This is a genomic window from Arthrobacter sp. SD1074B, from assembly GCF_056780195.1.
The window spans coordinates 1,782,728-1,797,257 of record NZ_JBRAZT010000001.1 but is presented as its reverse complement, the minus strand read 5'-3'; the positions used below and the strand labels follow the sequence as shown (position 1 = coordinate 1,797,257).

Sequence of the window (14,530 nt, the reverse complement as noted above, 5' to 3'; positions counted from 1 at the left end):
GCCATGGGACCGCGTCCCGTCGCGCCGACGAAGGATGAGATCACCGCCGGATACCGGCGCGCCATCCACGACCTCGACACCTGGCTGGAGGGCGCCACTCCTGCGGAACTCGACCGGACCAGCAATGGAACGCGCTGGACCAACGAGCAGCTGCTGTTCCACATGGTGTTCGGCTACATGGTCGTCCGCGCCCTGCTGCCCCTGGTCCGGACGGTCAGCCGCCTTCCCGCACCCGCCGGTTCCGCGTTCGCCGCGGGATTGAACGCCGCCACCGTCCCCTTCAATGCGGTGAACTACTGGGGCTCGCGCGCCGCCGCGCTCGTCTACAACCGGCGCAGGATGGCCAGGAAACTGGACAAGACCATCACCGCGCTGACCCGGCGGCTGGAACGCGAGAGCTCCGCCTCCTTGGCCAGGCCCATGCCGTTCCCGGACAGGTGGGACCCGTTCTTCAAGCCGGTCATGACGCTCAACGACGTTTACGCCTACCCCACCCTGCACTTTGATTTCCACGCCAGGCAGCTGGACCTACCTGACGCGGGAGTGACTGCCGCCACCGAGGAGGAAGGTTGACCCGGTCGGCGGCTCCGGGCGGATTCCGGACCGGCCGGCGCGTACCCTGATACAAGCCCCCTGTAGTCCCGGGGTGGTTCCACTTCGGCACCTCCGGGACGGCAGCAGACTTGGGGGAGGGTAGATTCCGGCGCTAGGAGAACACATGACCACCAGCAGGCCAGTCATTGTCTTTGATGTTAACGAGACCCTCTCCGACATGTCCCCGATGGGTGAACGGTTCAGCGCGGTCGGAGCGCCGGCCGCACTGGCCAAGCTCTGGTTCGCTTCGCTGTTGCGCGATGGTTTTGCACTCACGGCCACCCGAGACAACCCATCGTTCGCTGCTATCGGAGCAGACGTGCTCCGTGGCCTGCTGGGCACTGTGGACCTCAACCGCCCGCTTAGCGCTGCGGTCGACCATGTCATGTCTGGAATGGGCGCACTCGGGCTGCACCCGGACGTCCCCGAGGGCATCAAGGCCCTCGCCGATGCCGGGTACCGCCTGATCACGCTCAGCAACGGCTCGGCCGGGATCGCCGCGAATCTGTTCAACAACGCCGGGATCCGCGACCGGTTCGAGTCACTGCTCTCGGTTGAAGACGCGCCTGCTTGGAAGCCAGCCCCGGCAGCCTACAACTACGCTGCCGCTAGTTCCGGGGCAGAGCCGTCCGGCATGCTGCTGGTCGCCGTCCACCCCTGGGACATTCACGGCGCCGCCCGCGCCGGGCTCCGTACAGCCTGGGTGAACCGGGCCGGGGGAAGCTACCCAGGGCACTTCGAGGCACCGGAGTTCACGGTCACCGCGCTGACCGAACTCCCCGCAGCCCTGGAATCCGCCTTCTGATCTGGCTGCCGGCCGGCAACGGAATCCTGCTGGAAAACCACTCGGAGCCGGCTTGCCGGAGGCCGGACTGTGTTAAAGGAGGCTGGCGAGGGCCAGGCCGGCGGCCGCGGCGCCGACCGCGGCCGCCGCGGTCCCGATTCCGTTCAGCAGGGCCAGCCCGGTGCGGCCGGACTGGATCAGCCGGACCGTCTCGAAACTTGCGGTGCTGAAGGTGGTGTAGCCGCCCAGGAAGCCGGTGCCGGCGATCGCCTGCAGCTCGGCGGGGGCTGCGTGGCCGATGACCGCTCCGGCAACCAGTCCCAGGAAGAAGGACCCGGTGATGTTGATGGCGATGGTGCCCACCGGCAGGGCGGTCCGGAGCTTGGAACGGACCAGCCCGTCCACCACGAAGCGGGTACCGGCGCCCAGCCCGCCGGCGAGACCGAGCAACAGAATAGTCAGGACGTTCACCGCTGGCCCTCCTGCCGGTCACGCCGGAGGGCTGATTCGCGGCGTCGGGCCGTGAACCGGGAGTGCTGAGCCGCGGCGGCCCGGATCCCCGCGACCGTGGCCACGGCTCCGCCGAGCAGCGTGGCGGCGAGATAAGCCACAGCATCGCTGGTCCGCCCTGCGCCGAGCAGGTTGGTGGCCTCCAGGGCCAGGGTGCTGTAGGTGGTGAAAGCACCCATAAACCCGGTGCCGGCGAGTAGGCGGACGATCCTCAGCCGCCCGGCGTCGGGGCCGCGGCGGACCAGTGCCTCCAGCAGGACCCCGAGCAGGAACGCTCCGGCCAGGTTGATGACCAGGGTGGGGAGCGGCCAGCCCCCGGGGGACGGCAGGACGGTGCTCAGACCGTACCGCGCCATCGCCCCGACGGTTCCGCCAGCTATCACGACCAGGACGAACGCGGGGTGCAGGTGGACAGGGCGGTGGGCGCGCATCTCCCCCAGGGACCCCTCGTCAGCGCCGCCGGGTGGGGCGGTTGTTGTGGTGTCGGGGGCGGCCGGTTCCGTCACTGGCCCTCCTTCGGATGATGTTTGGCCTGCGGGGCGAGCGGGACAACCAGGACGGGCCGGTGCTGGCGGTGGGTGAGATGGACGGCGACGGAACCGACCAGCAACTCCTCGAAGCGGGCTCCGAGCCCGCGCTCGCGGGTGCCGACGACGATCACGGACGCATCCGTTGACTCGGCCAGCCGTCCCAGCGCCCGGGCGGGTTCCCCGGACAGGGTCACGAACGACCAGCCCACCCCGCTCGCGTCCAGCGCTTCCCGGAGGTGGTCCCTGATGCCGGCGCTGATCCCCTCTATATCGTCGTCGATCCCGTCCGGATCAATCGGCCGCGCTTCGGCCCGCCCGTCTGGTTCTTCGGCGAGGTAAGTCGTCACATCCACGTAGGCGCAGACCAGCTTGACGTCCAGGCTGAACGCCAGTTCAGCGGCCCGGTGCGCGACCGCCAGCGGCTGGCCGGGTACGACCCCCATCAGCACAGGACCGGTGATCCGGCGGGGGCTATAGGGCAACGGCCCGGCAGCGGGGCGGCTTTCCTTGCCTGGTTCGTTCATGGGCGCTCCTGTCGGTCCCGGCGCAATCCATCACCGTCATGACAAGGCTAAACCCGCCGGCAGCTTTCGCGTTTCACTGCTCGCTGACCGAGCGGACGACGGCGGTCCCCGCCGTCGTCCGCTCGGCCTCTTTGCGGGCGCGGGCCGCTCCCCTCCTGACGTCGCAGCGGGCGTCGGCTAAAATCAGGGTCCCGGGATCAAACGGCCCGGGCCCCGGCGGTGCGGCCAGGCCGCTTAGCCACCGGGCTGAGCAGAGAGGCCAGCCATGGACTTCGCCGCGGCCAGTGAGCATCCGCTTGACCCCTTTCCGTCCTACCAGAGAATGCGGGAAGCGGCGCCAGTCTTCCACGACGAACAGTCGGGGAGCTGGCATGTCTTCCGCTATGACGACGTTCAGCGGGTCCTTTCCGAACACGAGAGGTTCTCCTCCCGGATGCGCGGCGACGATCCCTCCGAGACCAGCCATCTGTTTTCGTCCAGCCTGATTACCACAGACCCGCCGCGGCACCGTCAATTACGCTCCCTGGTCACGCAGGCGTTCACGCCTAAAGCGGTGGAGGCTCTCGCACCCCGCATCGCCGAACTCACGGACGAGCTGCTGGAGGGGATCGCCGCGCTCGGCACAGCAGACCTGGTCGAGGCCCTCGCGTACCCGCTGCCGGTCATCGTGATCTCCGAACTCATGGGCGTCCCGGCCGGGGACCGGGACCGTTTCAAGCAGTGGTCCGACGTGATCGTCAGCCAAACGCGGACCGGCGCGCAGACGGAGGAGCACCAGGCCATCAACCAGGAGATGACGCAGTACTTCCTGGACCTGATCGAACAGCGCCGGAGCCGCCCCGGCAGCGACTTGATCAGCAGCCTGCTCGCTGCCGAGATCGACGGGCAGAAATTGAGCGTCGGCGAACTGCTGGGGTTCTGCAGTTTGCTGTTGGTGGCCGGCAATGAAACAACCACCAACCTGATAGGCAACGCGGTTCTTTGCTTCACCGAAGCGCCCGGCACCGTCGAGAGGCTGCGGCGGGAACCAGCACTGCTTCCCCCCGCCATCGAAGAAGTGCTTCGTTTCCGCTCCCCAGTCCAGTCCATGTACCGGATCGCGGTTGCCGACACCACCCTGGGCGGCGTTCGGATCCCGGCCGGCGCTCCGCTGGTGGCCTGGATCGGCTCGGCGAACCGTGACGAGCGGCAATTCCAACGGGCCGCCGAATTCGACATCGACCGGGACCAGCTCCGGCACCTGGCGTTCGGCCACGGCATCCACTTCTGCCTTGGCGCCCCGCTGGCGCGCCTCGAAGCCAGGACAGCGCTGCAGGCCATCCTGTCCCGGCTGCCGGGCCTGACCCTCGTCCCGGGGGCGGACCTCGAACGCATGGACAGCACCATCGTTTACGGACTGAAGTCGCTCCCGGTCAGCTGGCAGGCAGCCTGACGGCAGTGTGCCCGCAGGCGGCGCAGCGGCTCTGGCCGGGATCTGCGATCGTTGCTAGCGTGGCGGAATGAACCCGTCGAAGACCCCAGCGGAGCTCCTCACCATTGCCGGGAGCGAGGTTCGCATCTCGAGCCCGGACAAGGTGGTATTCCCTGAACCGGGGCTGACCAAGCTCGACGTCGTCCGCTACTACCTCGCCGTCGCCGATGGTGCGTTGCGCGGCGCCGGCGGACGGCCCATGGTGCTCAAGCGCTTCCCCAAAGGGATCGACGCCGAGCCTTTCTTCCAGAAGCGTGTACCGGAAAACCACCCGGACTTCATCGATACGACGACGCTGCACTACGCGTCGGGGACGTCGGCCGAAGAGGCCGTCATCCGGGACGCTGCGGGCCTGGCTTGGGTCGTGAACCTCGGATGCCTGGACCTCAACCCCCACCCCGTCCGCGCCGAGGACCTGGAGCACCCAGACGAGCTAAGGGTCGACCTGGACCCGATGCCAGGAGTCGACTGGTCCCAAATCGTTGACGTCGCCTATGTCGCGCGGGAGGTGCTCGACGACGTCGGGCTGGTGGGCTGGCCGAAAACCAGCGGTTCGCGGGGACTCCACGTCCTGGTACGGATCGCGCCCCGGTGGTCGTACCGCGACGTCCGGCTCGCCGCCGAGACCCTCGCCCGCGAGATCGAGAACCGTGCTCCGGGCCTCGCCACCGCGCGGTGGTGGAAGGAGGAGCGCGGAGAGAGTGTCTTCGTGGACTTCAACCAGAACGCCAAGGACCGCACCGTGGCATCGGCGTACTCCATCCGGCCGCTGCCCGACGCGCGGGTCTCGGCGCCCCTGGCCTGGGACGAAGTCCGGTCGACCCGGCCGGAACACTTCACGGTCCTGACTGTTCCCGGGCGGTTCGCCGATGTCGGGGACCCCCACGAAGGCATCGGCGAAGCGGTCGGCTCACTCGACGGGCTGCTGGCACTGGCTGCTGAGCTCGGCCCCGCCGAGAAGCCGCCCCGCGGCGTCGACGGCTCCGGCCGCCGGCAGTCGGTGATGCCACTGATCGAGGTGGCGCGCACCAAGACCAAACCGGAGGCGCTGGCGGCGCTGGCTGAGTGGAAGACCCTGCACGCGGGTCTCGTGCCGGATCTGCATCCGGCCGACATTCTTGTGGACGGGATGCGCGGCTCGAGTTCGCTCTGGTACCGGGTGCGGGTGAACCTCCAGCACGTCCCGGAAAGCAATCGGCCGCCGCAGGAGCTGATCGCTGACTACGACCCCTGGGCGGGCAAGGAATGGCCAAAGCGGCCCGGGTCCTGAGGCTGCTGCCTCCCGACAAAGGAAACAGGTCGCCTACCGTGGCCGCGGAGTCGAGCCGAGTTCGAAGCGGTCGCCGTAGACAGACCAGTTGAACGGTGGCACAAGCTCCAGGTTGCCGGCCTCCAGGAGCCCCTTGTGGATGTCCTGCCGGCCGTGCCGCTGGTAGTCGCCCCAGGCCTTGAGGACCGCCACCCGGGTCTCCACCACGGCGGCGAGGTACTTCGCCTCGTCCCCGCCCTGGGCCGGGGGGCGGTGCGCCTTCCGGGCGGCGGTCAAAATGCCGCCGAATGATTCGTCGTCGTCCCCGGGTCCGTGATTGACCGAGACGTCGTAGTAGATCGCAAGCCCCAGCGGCCCGACCCCGTCCCGGAGGGCTTCCTCCAGCGCCGGCCCCCAGTAGACGCGGTCCCGCTCCTCCTGCTGGGCCCGCTGGAAAGCAGGGTCATTCGCCGCCGTTTTCCAGTCCCCCGGAAAGGACGGATCCAGCAGCCGGTGGCTCAGCGCAGGACGGTCCTTGTAGGGCGCATCCATGATCTGTTCCAACGGCTGCAGGTACTGCGCCAGCGGATTCCCCGGGGCGGCCTTGGCGTAGGCCCGCAGAAGCTCGAGCATGTCGCCGGTGCCGCTGCACCAGCCCACCAGCCCACCGGTGTAGCCCCTCCCGTCATCGATGTCCTCGATGTAGCCGAAGGAGGTGGTCCAGTCAGGAGTGGAGTTCTCGGCGGTGGACGTGAGCTGGAGCGCTATCTCCTTGTACGCCGGGTCGCCGATGTCACCCCGGGCCCGGGTCTCAGGGCTGGCCTGCTTGCCGTGCCGTCCCCGCAGTCGATCCCACATCAGGCCTCCCGAAGTCGTCGTGACCCGAGACTAACAGCCCGCCGGCCACCGAAACAGGGACCGTCCGGCACTGTGCAGCGAGGCCGGGGGCCGTGTGTCTTGGCCTGCCGTCCAGCACCCGGAGTGGGGATCACGGACCTTTTGCGGCCCCGGCGGCGTTTGTAGACTGATCGGGGATCCACCTCTTCAGTGGCTCTTACGTGGGCACGGGACGGGAGTATCAATGACTACTTTTCGGGAACTCCACCACACGACGGAGCCACTCCTGCTTCCCAACGCGTGGGACGTCGGATCCGCCCTGGCCTTTGCATCGGCGGGATTCACAGCCGTCGGCACCACCAGCTTCGGCATCGCGGCAAGTGCCGGCCTCCCGGACGGAGGCCGGTCCAGCGAGGCGGTAACCGCCGCACTGGCGGCGCAGCTGTGCAGGCTGCCCGTCCACATCACGGCGGACATCGAGGACGGTTACTCCGATGACCCGGCCGAGGTCGCCGAACTCGTGGCCCGGCTGGCCGGCCTTGGGGTTGCCGGGGTCAACCTGGAGGACAGCACGGACGGGCACCTGGTCGACCCGGCAGCCTTCGCCGAGAAGGTGGCCGCCGTCAAACGGCGCAGCCCGGCCATCTTCCTCAATGCCCGGGTGGACAACATCTGGTTCGGCGAACAGGCCACCGTGGATGCCGTCCTGCACCGTGCCGGGGTGTACGCCGACGCCGGCGCGGACGGGATCTTCGTCCCCGGGCTCGTGGTTCCGGAGGACATCCGGGCCGTCACCGCCGGCATAGGGCTGCCGGTCAACCTGCTGGCACATCCCTCGCTGACTGTTCCCGAGCTGGGCGACCTGGGGGTCCGGCGGGTGAGTTCCGGTTCCCTGCCGTACCGGGCAGCCGTTGACGCGGCCGTGAATGTGGTCAGCGCCCTGCGCGACGGCCAGCAGGCGCCGGCCGCTACCCCGTACTGGGAGATGCAAGCGCGCCTGGTGTCCTTCAGCCGGAGCCGCGCGGATTGACTGCCGGCCCGCGGGCCCGGCTGTCAGTGGTTACCGGCCACAGCGCGGATTTCGTCCGCGATGGCCCGGCCCAGCAGTTCGGTGCTGCCGCTGCCACCCAGGTCGGGGGTGAGGGATTCGCCGCCCTTTGCCAGGACGTTCTCGAAGGCCCGCACGACCGTGGCAGCCGCGGCATCTTCGCCGAGGTGCTGCAGCATCATTGCTGCGCTCCAGATCTGCCCCACGGGATTGGCGATGCCCTTGCCGGCGATGTCCGGAGCGGATCCGTGGACCGGTTCGAAGAGACTAGGGAACCGGCGTTCGGGGTTGATGTTGCCACTCGGTGCGATGCCGATGGTTCCCGTACAGGCAGGTCCCAGGTCGGACAGAATGTCTCCGAAGAGGTTGCTGGCCACGACCACGTCGAACCTCTCGGGATGCAGGACGAAGTTCGCCGTCAAGATGTCGATGTGATAGCTGTCGGTCCTGACGTCGCTGAAGTTTTGCGCCATCGCTTCGACCCGCTCGTCCCAGTACGGCATGGTGATCGAGATCCCGTTGCTTTTGGTGGCAGAAGTCAGGTGCTTCTTGGGACGGCTGTCGGCGAGGGTGAACGCATACTTCAGGATGCGGTCCACTCCCGTCCTGGTCATGACGGTTTCCTGGATGACTGTTTCCCTGTCGGTCCCCTCGAACATCCGGCCGCCGATGCTGGAGTATTCACCCTCGGTGTTTTCCCGGACAACGTAGAAGTCAATGTCCCCGGGAACCCGGTCCGCCAGCGGACTCTTGACGCCGGCCAGCAGCTTCACCGGCCGCAGGTTGACGTACTGGTCAAAGTGGCGCCGGAACTGCAGCAGGCTTCCCCACAGCGATATATGGTCCGGGACGGTTTCCGGGGAGCCGACCGCACCGAAGAAAATGGCGTCGAAGCCGCTGAGCTGATCGAACCAGTTGTCTGGCAGCATCTGCCCGTGCTTGAGGTAGTAGTCGCCGTTGGCAAAGTCGAAGGCGGTGGCCTGCAACCTAAAGTCAAAGGCTTCCGCCGCCGCTTCCAATGCCCGGATGCCTTCCGGGACAACTTCCTGTCCGATTCCGTCTCCGGCAATGACGGCAATCTTGTGCGTCCGGGTCATGGGGAGACTTCCTTGTTGGGCGTGGCGCTTCGGTCAGGTTCGTCGGGCGAGCCCAGGTCCTGCTCAGTACTGGCGAAGTAGGTGGCAGCCATGTCGTGCTTGGAGCGGCCCTGGGCGGCGACCCGTTCAAGGCGGGAGGCGGACGACTCGGCACCGTCAAGCCGAAGACCGTGTTCACGGGCGGCGTCGAGGATCAGATGGGCATCTTTTAGCGAGGTGTCAACCGCAAAGGACGCCGGTTCCAGCCGGTCCTCAAGGATCAGGCCGGCTTTGGTTCGCAGGAACGGCAGGTCGAGGCCGCCACCGGCGATCAGGTCGAAGAACTGCCGCGGATCCACCCCGAGCGCCTTGGCGAGGGCCAGGATCTCACCGGCGGCATTCGAGGCGGCGATGACCCAGCTGTTCACGACGAGCTTCAACCTGGTCGCCGAGCCCGCGGCCGGGTCCTGGCCAGTCCAGAGAGTGCGCGCGCCGATCGCGTCCAGAACCGGTGCCACACGCTCGCGCACAGCATCCGGCCCCGCCGCGATCACCAGGAGCTGGCCGGCTTCAGCAGGCTCACGGGTGCCGGAGACAGGCGCTTCGACCAAGTCGAGACCGACTTCCTTCGCCAGGTCTGCAAGGGTTGCTACGTCGGGCACGCCGACGGTCGTGGACTGCACCCAGGCGGTGCCCGGCTGGACTCCCGCGGCTGCCTGTCGGATCACGTCGGTCACAGCGGCAGCATCAAAGAGCATGGTCAGCACCACGTCCGCGCCCGCGACCGCCTGTGCCGGGGACAAGGCTACCTGCGCTCCGGCGTCGGCGAGCGGGACGGTCTTGGACCGGTCTCGGTTCCAGACGCGGACCTCGTGTCCGGCCCGGAGCAGATTGCGGGCCATCGCGGCCCCCATGATGCCGGTGCCCAGCACTGCCACCTTGCGCTTCGTGTCCATCCTGTCGTCCTCTCGATCGTTGTACAGGCGGCCTTAACGATCCACGTCCGTGTAGCTGCCCTGCCTGCCCCACGCAGACATCCTACCCACGACGGTGTGGACGTCGGCGTAGCTGCCCGGGCGACCGTCGGACGCGGTCTTTCCCTTGGCCAGGACATCGATGTCGGTGTAATTGCCCGGCACCTTTTTCACCGCATGCGCCGTGCGTCGAAGCGTGTTGGTGTCGGTGTAAGCGGCCGTTGCGGTCTGACCGCGCAGGGGCTGGGGAACAGTAAGAGTAGTCAAGGTCATCTCCGTTGGTTGGGCGTTCATAGAGTCCCGCCGGGGATTGCAGCGTCCGGGCTTTACCGGATTCCGGCGGCTCATACCCACTCTTCGCCCACTTGCGATAGCTTTCAAAGAAGTACGATGCATCGCCTGATAGGGGTTGTTTATTGCGGCTGGTCAGCTGGCTGGTTCTCCAGGAAGGTGAGATCCGTCCCATGCGCCACCGCGGTCAGCGCCCGGGCAAGGACGGCCTCAGGTTCCCGGGAGAGCGTGGCGAGCCCGATCTGCGCCCGCCGCTCCGGCCTTACCAGGCGGAGGGCGCGCAGGCCGCGGGGAACTGGGAACACGTGCAGCCATGCCGCCGGGACAATCGTGGCCCACGGCCCTGCCGTCATCTGGGCCAGCAGGGAAGCGACCGAGTCCGTTTCAAGCCGCGGCGCAGCCGTCAGACCGACCTCCCGGAGAGCGTCATCCACCTGCCGGCGCCCCTGCATCGAGCGGTCCAACAGACACAGCGGCAGCGCTGCCGCGTCCGACCAGCCGACGCTGGCGCCCCCGTACGCCCCGTGTTCCTCCGCCGTGAGCAGCACGTACTTCTCGAAGTACAACCCGGTCACCCGAAAGCCGTCCGGTACCGGGTCTGAGACGTAGGTGATCCCGGCGTCGATCTCGTAGTCTGCCAGCAGGCGCAGCACGTCCTCGGACCTGAGATCGGAGGCGACATGGACGTCGGCTAAGGGATGCGCCGCACAAAACGCGGCGGTCAGCACGGACACGGCTGGGGACGCGGTCGGGATGGAGCCGATGCGCAGCTGCCCGCTCACGCCGGACCGCATGGCGCTGATCTGCTCTGTCAGGGCCGAGCGGTCCGCCAGGATGCGCCGCGCCCACACCACAATCTGCTCACCCTCGGCGGTGAGACCTTCGAACCGGTTCCCCCGCCGGATCAAGGGAACGTCCAGTTCAACTTCAAGTTTCCTGATCCCTTCGGACAAAGCGGGCTGGGAAACGGAGCAACTCTCGGCCGCCCGTGCGAAATGACGCTCGCGGGCCAGGGCGACCATGTATTCAAGTTGGCTGAAGATCATAGCCTCTGGTTTACCGCACGCGGGAGATCACGGCGATAGGGGAACACCGTACAGCCGCCGCGAGGACAACAGGGTCGAGCTGGAACCCTCGCCACCCCGGACAGTCCGGGCTGCTAACCCCGGTCGGAACCAGCACCGCTCTGAGCCTCTTTGGAAGACCGCCCCGGCTTCCCACAAAATGCTGGTTTTCGTGTATATCGGAATGTATCGTTGAGTATCGTTCGCGATCCACCAAAGGAGACCAGCATGCGTAATTCGTACCCGGCCGGCGGCTTCGGCGCCCCCAACATCGACGGCATGTGGCAGGCGGTTGAAGAACTGCGTTCAAGGTTTGAGAAGCGCGCGGGCAGCCGCGCGGGACGGGGCGAAGTGCGGTCGGCGGTGCTTGCCCTGCTCGCGGAACGGCCAATGCACGGTTATCAGATCATCCGGGAGATCGAGCAGCGCAGCAGCGGCAGCTGGAAGCCGAGCGCCGGCTCCGTCTACCCCACGCTGCAGCTGCTGGCCGATGAGGGGCTGATCCGGGCCGAGGAGTCCAACGGCCGCAAGATCTACTCGCTGACCGAGGCCGGCCGGGAAGTTGTCGCGGGTGCCGATGCGTCGGCGCCATGGGAGTCTGCCGGCCCGGCGGCCGGCCCTGGGTTCGCGGCACTGCCCAAGGCCGGCGTCGAGCTGGCCCAGGCCGCGGCCCAGGTAGGTCGGACCGGCTCGCCGGAGCAGGTGAAGCAGGCCGTTGCGGTGCTCGACGAGGCACGTCGTCGGCTGTATTCGATCCTCGCCCAGGACTGACGCGGGTGACATCGGTCCGTCGGGACCGGACAGCTCCGGTACCCGGCACCGGGGACACCCGCGCCCGTTACCGCCGCATCCTGCGCTTCGCCGCGTGGCATCTTGCGGTGACCTGGTGGTTCGAGCTGTTCCTCCCCCGTATTGGGCTGGGCAGCATTGCCCGGCGCACCCGGACGAAGCGGATGCAGCGCTTCGCACAGCGCTTCCACGTGCTCGCGGTAGAGCTGGGCGGCCTGATGATCAAGGTCGGCCAGTTCCTGTCCTCCAGGCTCGACGTGCTTCCGCCCGAGATCACCAAGGAGCTCGAAGGACTGCAGGACGAGGTGCCCCCCGTCCCGTTCCCAGCAATCCGGGCACTTGCCGAGGCGGAGCTGGGCGTGGCGTTGGACCAGGTCTTCGCCTCCGTCGACGAGACGCCGATCGCCGCCGCGTCCTTGGGGCAGGCTCACCGCGCGCTACTGTTGCCCGCCAATGCCGCCGACGCCGGGCTGCACAATGTGGTGTTGAAGGTGCAGCGGCCCGGCATCGACGCGATTGTCGACGTCGACCTGGCAGCGCTGCGCAAGGTGGGTGGCTGGCTCAGCCGGGTGCGCCTGGTGTCCGACCGTGCGGACATGCCCGCCCTGGTGGAGGAGTTCGCACAAATCAGCCTTGAGGAGATCGACTACCTGCATGAGGCGGCGAACGCAGAGCGCTTCGCGGCCGACTTCGGGGACGACAGCCGGGTGGCTGTGCCCGACGTCGCCTGGGAGTGGAGCACCCGCCGCGTTCTGACCCTTGAAAACGTGACGGCGATCAAGATCACGGACGCGGAGGCACTGCTGGCGGCGGGCATTGATCCGGCGCAGGTTGCCCCGGTGTTCGCGTCGGTCATGTTCGACCAGATGTTCACCAACGGCTTCTTCCATGCCGACCCGCACCCCGGCAACATCTTCGTCACCCCGGCTACCGATCCATCCGCAGGGCGCCCCTGGAAGCTGACGTTCATCGATTTCGGCATGATGGGCGAGGTTCCTCCCACGACCCGCAGCGGCCTGCGGAAGCTACTGATCGCGGCCGCCTCGCGTGACGGCAACGGCCTCGTGAGCGCGATCAGGGATGTTGGCGTGCTGGTGCCGTCGGCCGACACTGCCGAGCTTGAGCGGGCGTTGACGCACCTCTTTGCCCGGTTTGGCGGGATGGGCTTCGCGGAGCTGCGCGAGGTGGACCCGCGGGAATTCCTTGATTTCGCGGTGGAGTTCGGCGACCTGGTCCGCTCGTTGCCGTTCCAGCTGCCGGAGAACTTCCTCCTCATCATCCGGGCGATGTCACTGACCTCAGGAGTGTGCAGCTCGCTGGATCCCCGGTTCAATCTGTGGGACGCGGTGGAACCCTATGCGGCGCAGCTGCTGCGCGACGAGCGTGGCAACATCGTCCAGGACGTGGCCCAGCAGGCGCTGGACGCCGCCGGGCTGGCGCTGGGCCTGCCGAAGCGCCTGGACCGGCTTCTCACCCGCATCGAGGACGGCTCGCTATCCGTGGCGAATCCGCGTCTGGAACGGCACATGGCACGGCTGGACCGCACGGCGCAGCGAACGGCATCGGCGCTGGTTTTCGGCGCCCTGCTCATCGCAGGGTCCCTGGTCCGGGCGGACGACGTGGTACTCGGCGGCGTGCTGATGATCGCGTCGGTGGTGCCGCTGCTGCACGGGCTCTGGGTGGGGCGCCGCGGCCTCTGAGTGGCCTCTGCGTGGCCTCTGGGAACAGCGGAGTGGGGCGGTGCCGCTACCTGCGCAGGGCACTCACGCCAGGCGGGTCCGGACAATCTCGCTGACGGTCTTGCCGTCAAAACGGCCGGCCACCTTGGCGGTGACTGGTTTCATCACGGCGCCGATGGAGCGCATGGAGAGTTCCTGGCCGTCGGCCTTCAGCGCGGCGATTGCCTCGTCGACGATCGCTTCGACTTCCGCACGGGTGAGCGCCTTCGGCAGGTACGCCTCGATGATTTCCGCTTCGGCCGATTCGGCTGCGGCGCGGCCGGGTTCACCGGCTTCGGTGTAGATGCGGGCGGTGTCGCGGCGCTTGGCGGCTTCCTTTTGCAGCAGCGACGTCACCTGGGCGTCGTCGAGTTCTATAGGGGCCTTGCCGGACTTTTCCCGGGTGCTGATTTCGCCCAGCACGTTCCGGACGGTGGTCAATGCGGCCTTGTTGCCAGCCTTCATGTGGGCCACAACGTCGTCTTTCAGTCGTTCCTTGAGTGTCATGGTGCTCATCATTCCACCGCTGGGGTGCCGCGACCTACTAGCTTTCTTCCCGGCGGGAGAGTTCGCGTGAGGCGACTTCGATGCCCAGGGCTGTCGCGGCAATATCCTCAACGGCATCCTGTATCCACAACACCGCGTTCTCATTGAGCCGCTCCCCCACCTCGGCGGAGCGTCGGTTTGCCAGTAACGCGGAGTATCGGACAAGCTTCGCCTTGAGCATCTCCGTCAGGTCTTCGATCTCTGCCAACACCTGTTCCCGCCGAACGCACGAGTCGTGGACCCACGTGCCTGCTGTGGTCGACGAAGGCACAGAGCCATCATCCGCTTGCGGGCGGCTCCACGAGGAACTGTCAAGGTCGGCAGACCCCACCTCCAGTTGGAAGGTTTGGGGCTGCGGCGCCAAGTACGGTTGGCCGTCGTCCAGTTGTTCGATTTGTTGCTCGATCTGTTGCTCGATGTCGTTCGAGCCTCCAGGGTACGAATCATCAGTGATGACGGCGGAACGGTGAAACGGGTGTACAGACTCCGGCCTCAGGTTCGGGTTGCCTCGCATGGTGGACTCCT

17 protein-coding genes are annotated in these 14,530 nt (G+C 67.4%); 7 read left to right on the top strand and 10 right to left on the bottom strand.

Annotation, left to right across the window (positions count from 1 at the left end; translation table 11 throughout):
* Positions 1-3 precede the first annotated feature (3 nt).
* Entirely contained in the window at positions 4-573 is a 570-nt protein-coding gene (locus tag ACUYM2_RS08335) for a DinB family protein (RefSeq protein WP_481599648.1), read from the top strand.
* Positions 574-718: 145 nt separating this feature from the next.
* Positions 719-1,399, top strand: a complete 681-nt coding sequence (locus ACUYM2_RS08330; protein WP_481599647.1) for a haloacid dehalogenase type II — start codon at positions 719-721, stop codon at positions 1,397-1,399.
* Between the two features lie 72 nt (positions 1,400-1,471).
* Here ACUYM2_RS08330 and ACUYM2_RS08325 read toward each other — a convergent pair whose 3' ends face one another.
* The 3 genes from ACUYM2_RS08325 to ACUYM2_RS08315 are packed head-to-tail and all read right to left on the bottom strand — an operon-like array spanning position 1,472 to position 2,942.
* On the bottom strand, positions 1,472-1,840 hold the full coding sequence (locus ACUYM2_RS08325) for a fluoride efflux transporter FluC (protein WP_481601440.1): 369 nt from the start codon (positions 1,838-1,840) through the stop codon (positions 1,472-1,474).
* Between the two features lie 5 nt (positions 1,841-1,845).
* Positions 1,846-2,394, bottom strand: coding sequence for a fluoride efflux transporter FluC (locus ACUYM2_RS08320; RefSeq protein ID WP_481599646.1), 549 nt, complete (start codon positions 2,392-2,394; stop codon positions 1,846-1,848).
* On the bottom strand, positions 2,391-2,942 hold the full coding sequence (locus ACUYM2_RS08315; RefSeq protein WP_481599645.1) for a universal stress protein: 552 nt from the start codon (positions 2,940-2,942) through the stop codon (positions 2,391-2,393). The genes ACUYM2_RS08320 and ACUYM2_RS08315 overlap by 4 nt, the downstream gene beginning before the upstream one ends.
* 265 nt (positions 2,943-3,207) lie before the next feature.
* Between ACUYM2_RS08315 and ACUYM2_RS08310 the strand changes: the two genes are divergently transcribed.
* A complete protein-coding gene (locus ACUYM2_RS08310) occupies positions 3,208-4,374 on the top strand; it encodes a cytochrome P450 (protein WP_481599644.1) in 1,167 nt (388 codons plus the stop codon).
* A gap of 67 nt (positions 4,375-4,441) precedes the next feature.
* The gene (ligD, locus tag ACUYM2_RS08305; protein WP_481599643.1) at positions 4,442-5,683 is read left to right on the top strand and encodes a non-homologous end-joining DNA ligase; all 1,242 of its coding nucleotides are present in this window, start codon (positions 4,442-4,444) and stop codon (positions 5,681-5,683) included.
* A 33-nt stretch (positions 5,684-5,716) separates the two neighbouring features.
* Here the strand turns inward: ligD and ACUYM2_RS08300 are convergent, their stop codons facing one another.
* Complete coding sequence (locus ACUYM2_RS08300; RefSeq protein ID WP_481599642.1) at positions 5,717-6,520, bottom strand: chitosanase; 804 nt, start codon at positions 6,518-6,520, stop codon at positions 5,717-5,719.
* A 223-nt stretch (positions 6,521-6,743) separates the two neighbouring features.
* On the opposite strand from ACUYM2_RS08300, the gene ACUYM2_RS08295 reads away from it, so the two are divergent.
* On the top strand, positions 6,744-7,529 hold the full coding sequence (locus tag ACUYM2_RS08295) for an isocitrate lyase/PEP mutase family protein (protein WP_481599641.1): 786 nt from the start codon (positions 6,744-6,746) through the stop codon (positions 7,527-7,529).
* A 23-nt stretch (positions 7,530-7,552) separates the two neighbouring features.
* Here ACUYM2_RS08295 and ACUYM2_RS08290 read toward each other — a convergent pair whose 3' ends face one another.
* From ACUYM2_RS08290 to ACUYM2_RS08275, 4 genes are all read right to left on the bottom strand, one after another.
* Positions 7,553-8,644 carry a tartrate dehydrogenase gene (locus ACUYM2_RS08290; protein ID WP_481599640.1) on the bottom strand — a complete coding sequence of 364 codons (1,092 nt, stop codon included), beginning with the start codon at positions 8,642-8,644 and terminating at the stop codon, positions 7,553-7,555.
* A complete protein-coding gene (locus tag ACUYM2_RS08285) occupies positions 8,641-9,579 on the bottom strand; it encodes an NAD(P)-dependent oxidoreductase (protein WP_481599639.1) in 939 nt (312 codons plus the stop codon). The genes ACUYM2_RS08290 and ACUYM2_RS08285 overlap by 4 nt, the downstream gene beginning before the upstream one ends.
* A 33-nt stretch (positions 9,580-9,612) precedes the next feature.
* Positions 9,613-9,864, bottom strand: coding sequence for a hypothetical protein (locus ACUYM2_RS08280; RefSeq protein WP_481599638.1), 252 nt, complete (start codon positions 9,862-9,864; stop codon positions 9,613-9,615).
* A 146-nt stretch (positions 9,865-10,010) separates the two neighbouring features.
* The gene (locus ACUYM2_RS08275) at positions 10,011-10,934 is read right to left on the bottom strand and encodes a LysR family transcriptional regulator (RefSeq protein ID WP_481599637.1); all 924 of its coding nucleotides are present in this window, start codon (positions 10,932-10,934) and stop codon (positions 10,011-10,013) included.
* 246 nt (positions 10,935-11,180) lie between these two features.
* Between ACUYM2_RS08275 and ACUYM2_RS08270 the strand changes: the two genes are divergently transcribed.
* Positions 11,181-11,723: a PadR family transcriptional regulator gene (locus tag ACUYM2_RS08270; RefSeq protein ID WP_481599636.1), complete on the top strand. Its 543-nt coding sequence runs from the start codon at positions 11,181-11,183 to the stop codon at positions 11,721-11,723.
* 5 nt (positions 11,724-11,728) lie between these two features.
* Positions 11,729-13,441: an ABC1 kinase family protein gene (locus ACUYM2_RS08265; RefSeq protein ID WP_481599635.1), complete on the top strand. Its 1,713-nt coding sequence runs from the start codon at positions 11,729-11,731 to the stop codon at positions 13,439-13,441.
* 63 nt (positions 13,442-13,504) lie between these two features.
* Here ACUYM2_RS08265 and ACUYM2_RS08260 read toward each other — a convergent pair whose 3' ends face one another.
* Together ACUYM2_RS08260 and ACUYM2_RS08255 are read right to left on the bottom strand one after the other, a co-directional pair.
* Entirely contained in the window at positions 13,505-13,966 is a 462-nt protein-coding gene (locus ACUYM2_RS08260; RefSeq protein ID WP_481601439.1) for a GatB/YqeY domain-containing protein, read from the bottom strand.
* Positions 13,967-14,003: 37 nt separating this feature from the next.
* On the bottom strand, positions 14,004-14,519 hold the full coding sequence (locus ACUYM2_RS08255; RefSeq protein WP_481599634.1) for a hypothetical protein: 516 nt from the start codon (positions 14,517-14,519) through the stop codon (positions 14,004-14,006).
* Positions 14,520-14,530 lie beyond the last annotated feature (11 nt).

Excerpts from the sequence above, each read along its gene's own strand:
- ACUYM2_RS08275 (WP_481599637.1), bottom strand. The coding sequence starts at position 10,934 with ATGATCTTCAGCCAACTTGAATACATGGTCGCCCTGGCCCGCGAGCGT.
- ACUYM2_RS08330 (WP_481599647.1), top strand. The coding sequence starts at position 719 with ATGACCACCAGCAGGCCAGTCATTGTCTTTGATGTTAACGAGACCCTC.
- ligD (WP_481599643.1), top strand. The coding sequence starts at position 4,442 with ATGAACCCGTCGAAGACCCCAGCGGAGCTCCTCACCATTGCCGGGAGC.
- ACUYM2_RS08295 (WP_481599641.1), top strand. The coding sequence starts at position 6,744 with ATGACTACTTTTCGGGAACTCCACCACACGACGGAGCCACTCCTGCTT.
- ACUYM2_RS08335 (WP_481599648.1), top strand. The coding sequence starts at position 4 with ATGGGACCGCGTCCCGTCGCGCCGACGAAGGATGAGATCACCGCCGGA.
- ACUYM2_RS08315 (WP_481599645.1), bottom strand. The coding sequence starts at position 2,942 with ATGAACGAACCAGGCAAGGAAAGCCGCCCCGCTGCCGGGCCGTTGCCC.
- ACUYM2_RS08290 (WP_481599640.1), bottom strand. The coding sequence starts at position 8,644 with ATGACCCGGACGCACAAGATTGCCGTCATTGCCGGAGACGGAATCGGA.
- ACUYM2_RS08285 (WP_481599639.1), bottom strand. The coding sequence starts at position 9,579 with ATGGACACGAAGCGCAAGGTGGCAGTGCTGGGCACCGGCATCATGGGG.
- ACUYM2_RS08310 (WP_481599644.1), top strand. The coding sequence starts at position 3,208 with ATGGACTTCGCCGCGGCCAGTGAGCATCCGCTTGACCCCTTTCCGTCC.
- ACUYM2_RS08270 (WP_481599636.1), top strand. The coding sequence starts at position 11,181 with ATGCGTAATTCGTACCCGGCCGGCGGCTTCGGCGCCCCCAACATCGAC.
- ACUYM2_RS08300 (WP_481599642.1), bottom strand. The coding sequence starts at position 6,520 with ATGTGGGATCGACTGCGGGGACGGCACGGCAAGCAGGCCAGCCCTGAG.
- ACUYM2_RS08255 (WP_481599634.1), bottom strand. The coding sequence starts at position 14,519 with ATGCGAGGCAACCCGAACCTGAGGCCGGAGTCTGTACACCCGTTTCAC.
- ACUYM2_RS08260 (WP_481601439.1), bottom strand. The coding sequence starts at position 13,966 with ATGACACTCAAGGAACGACTGAAAGACGACGTTGTGGCCCACATGAAG.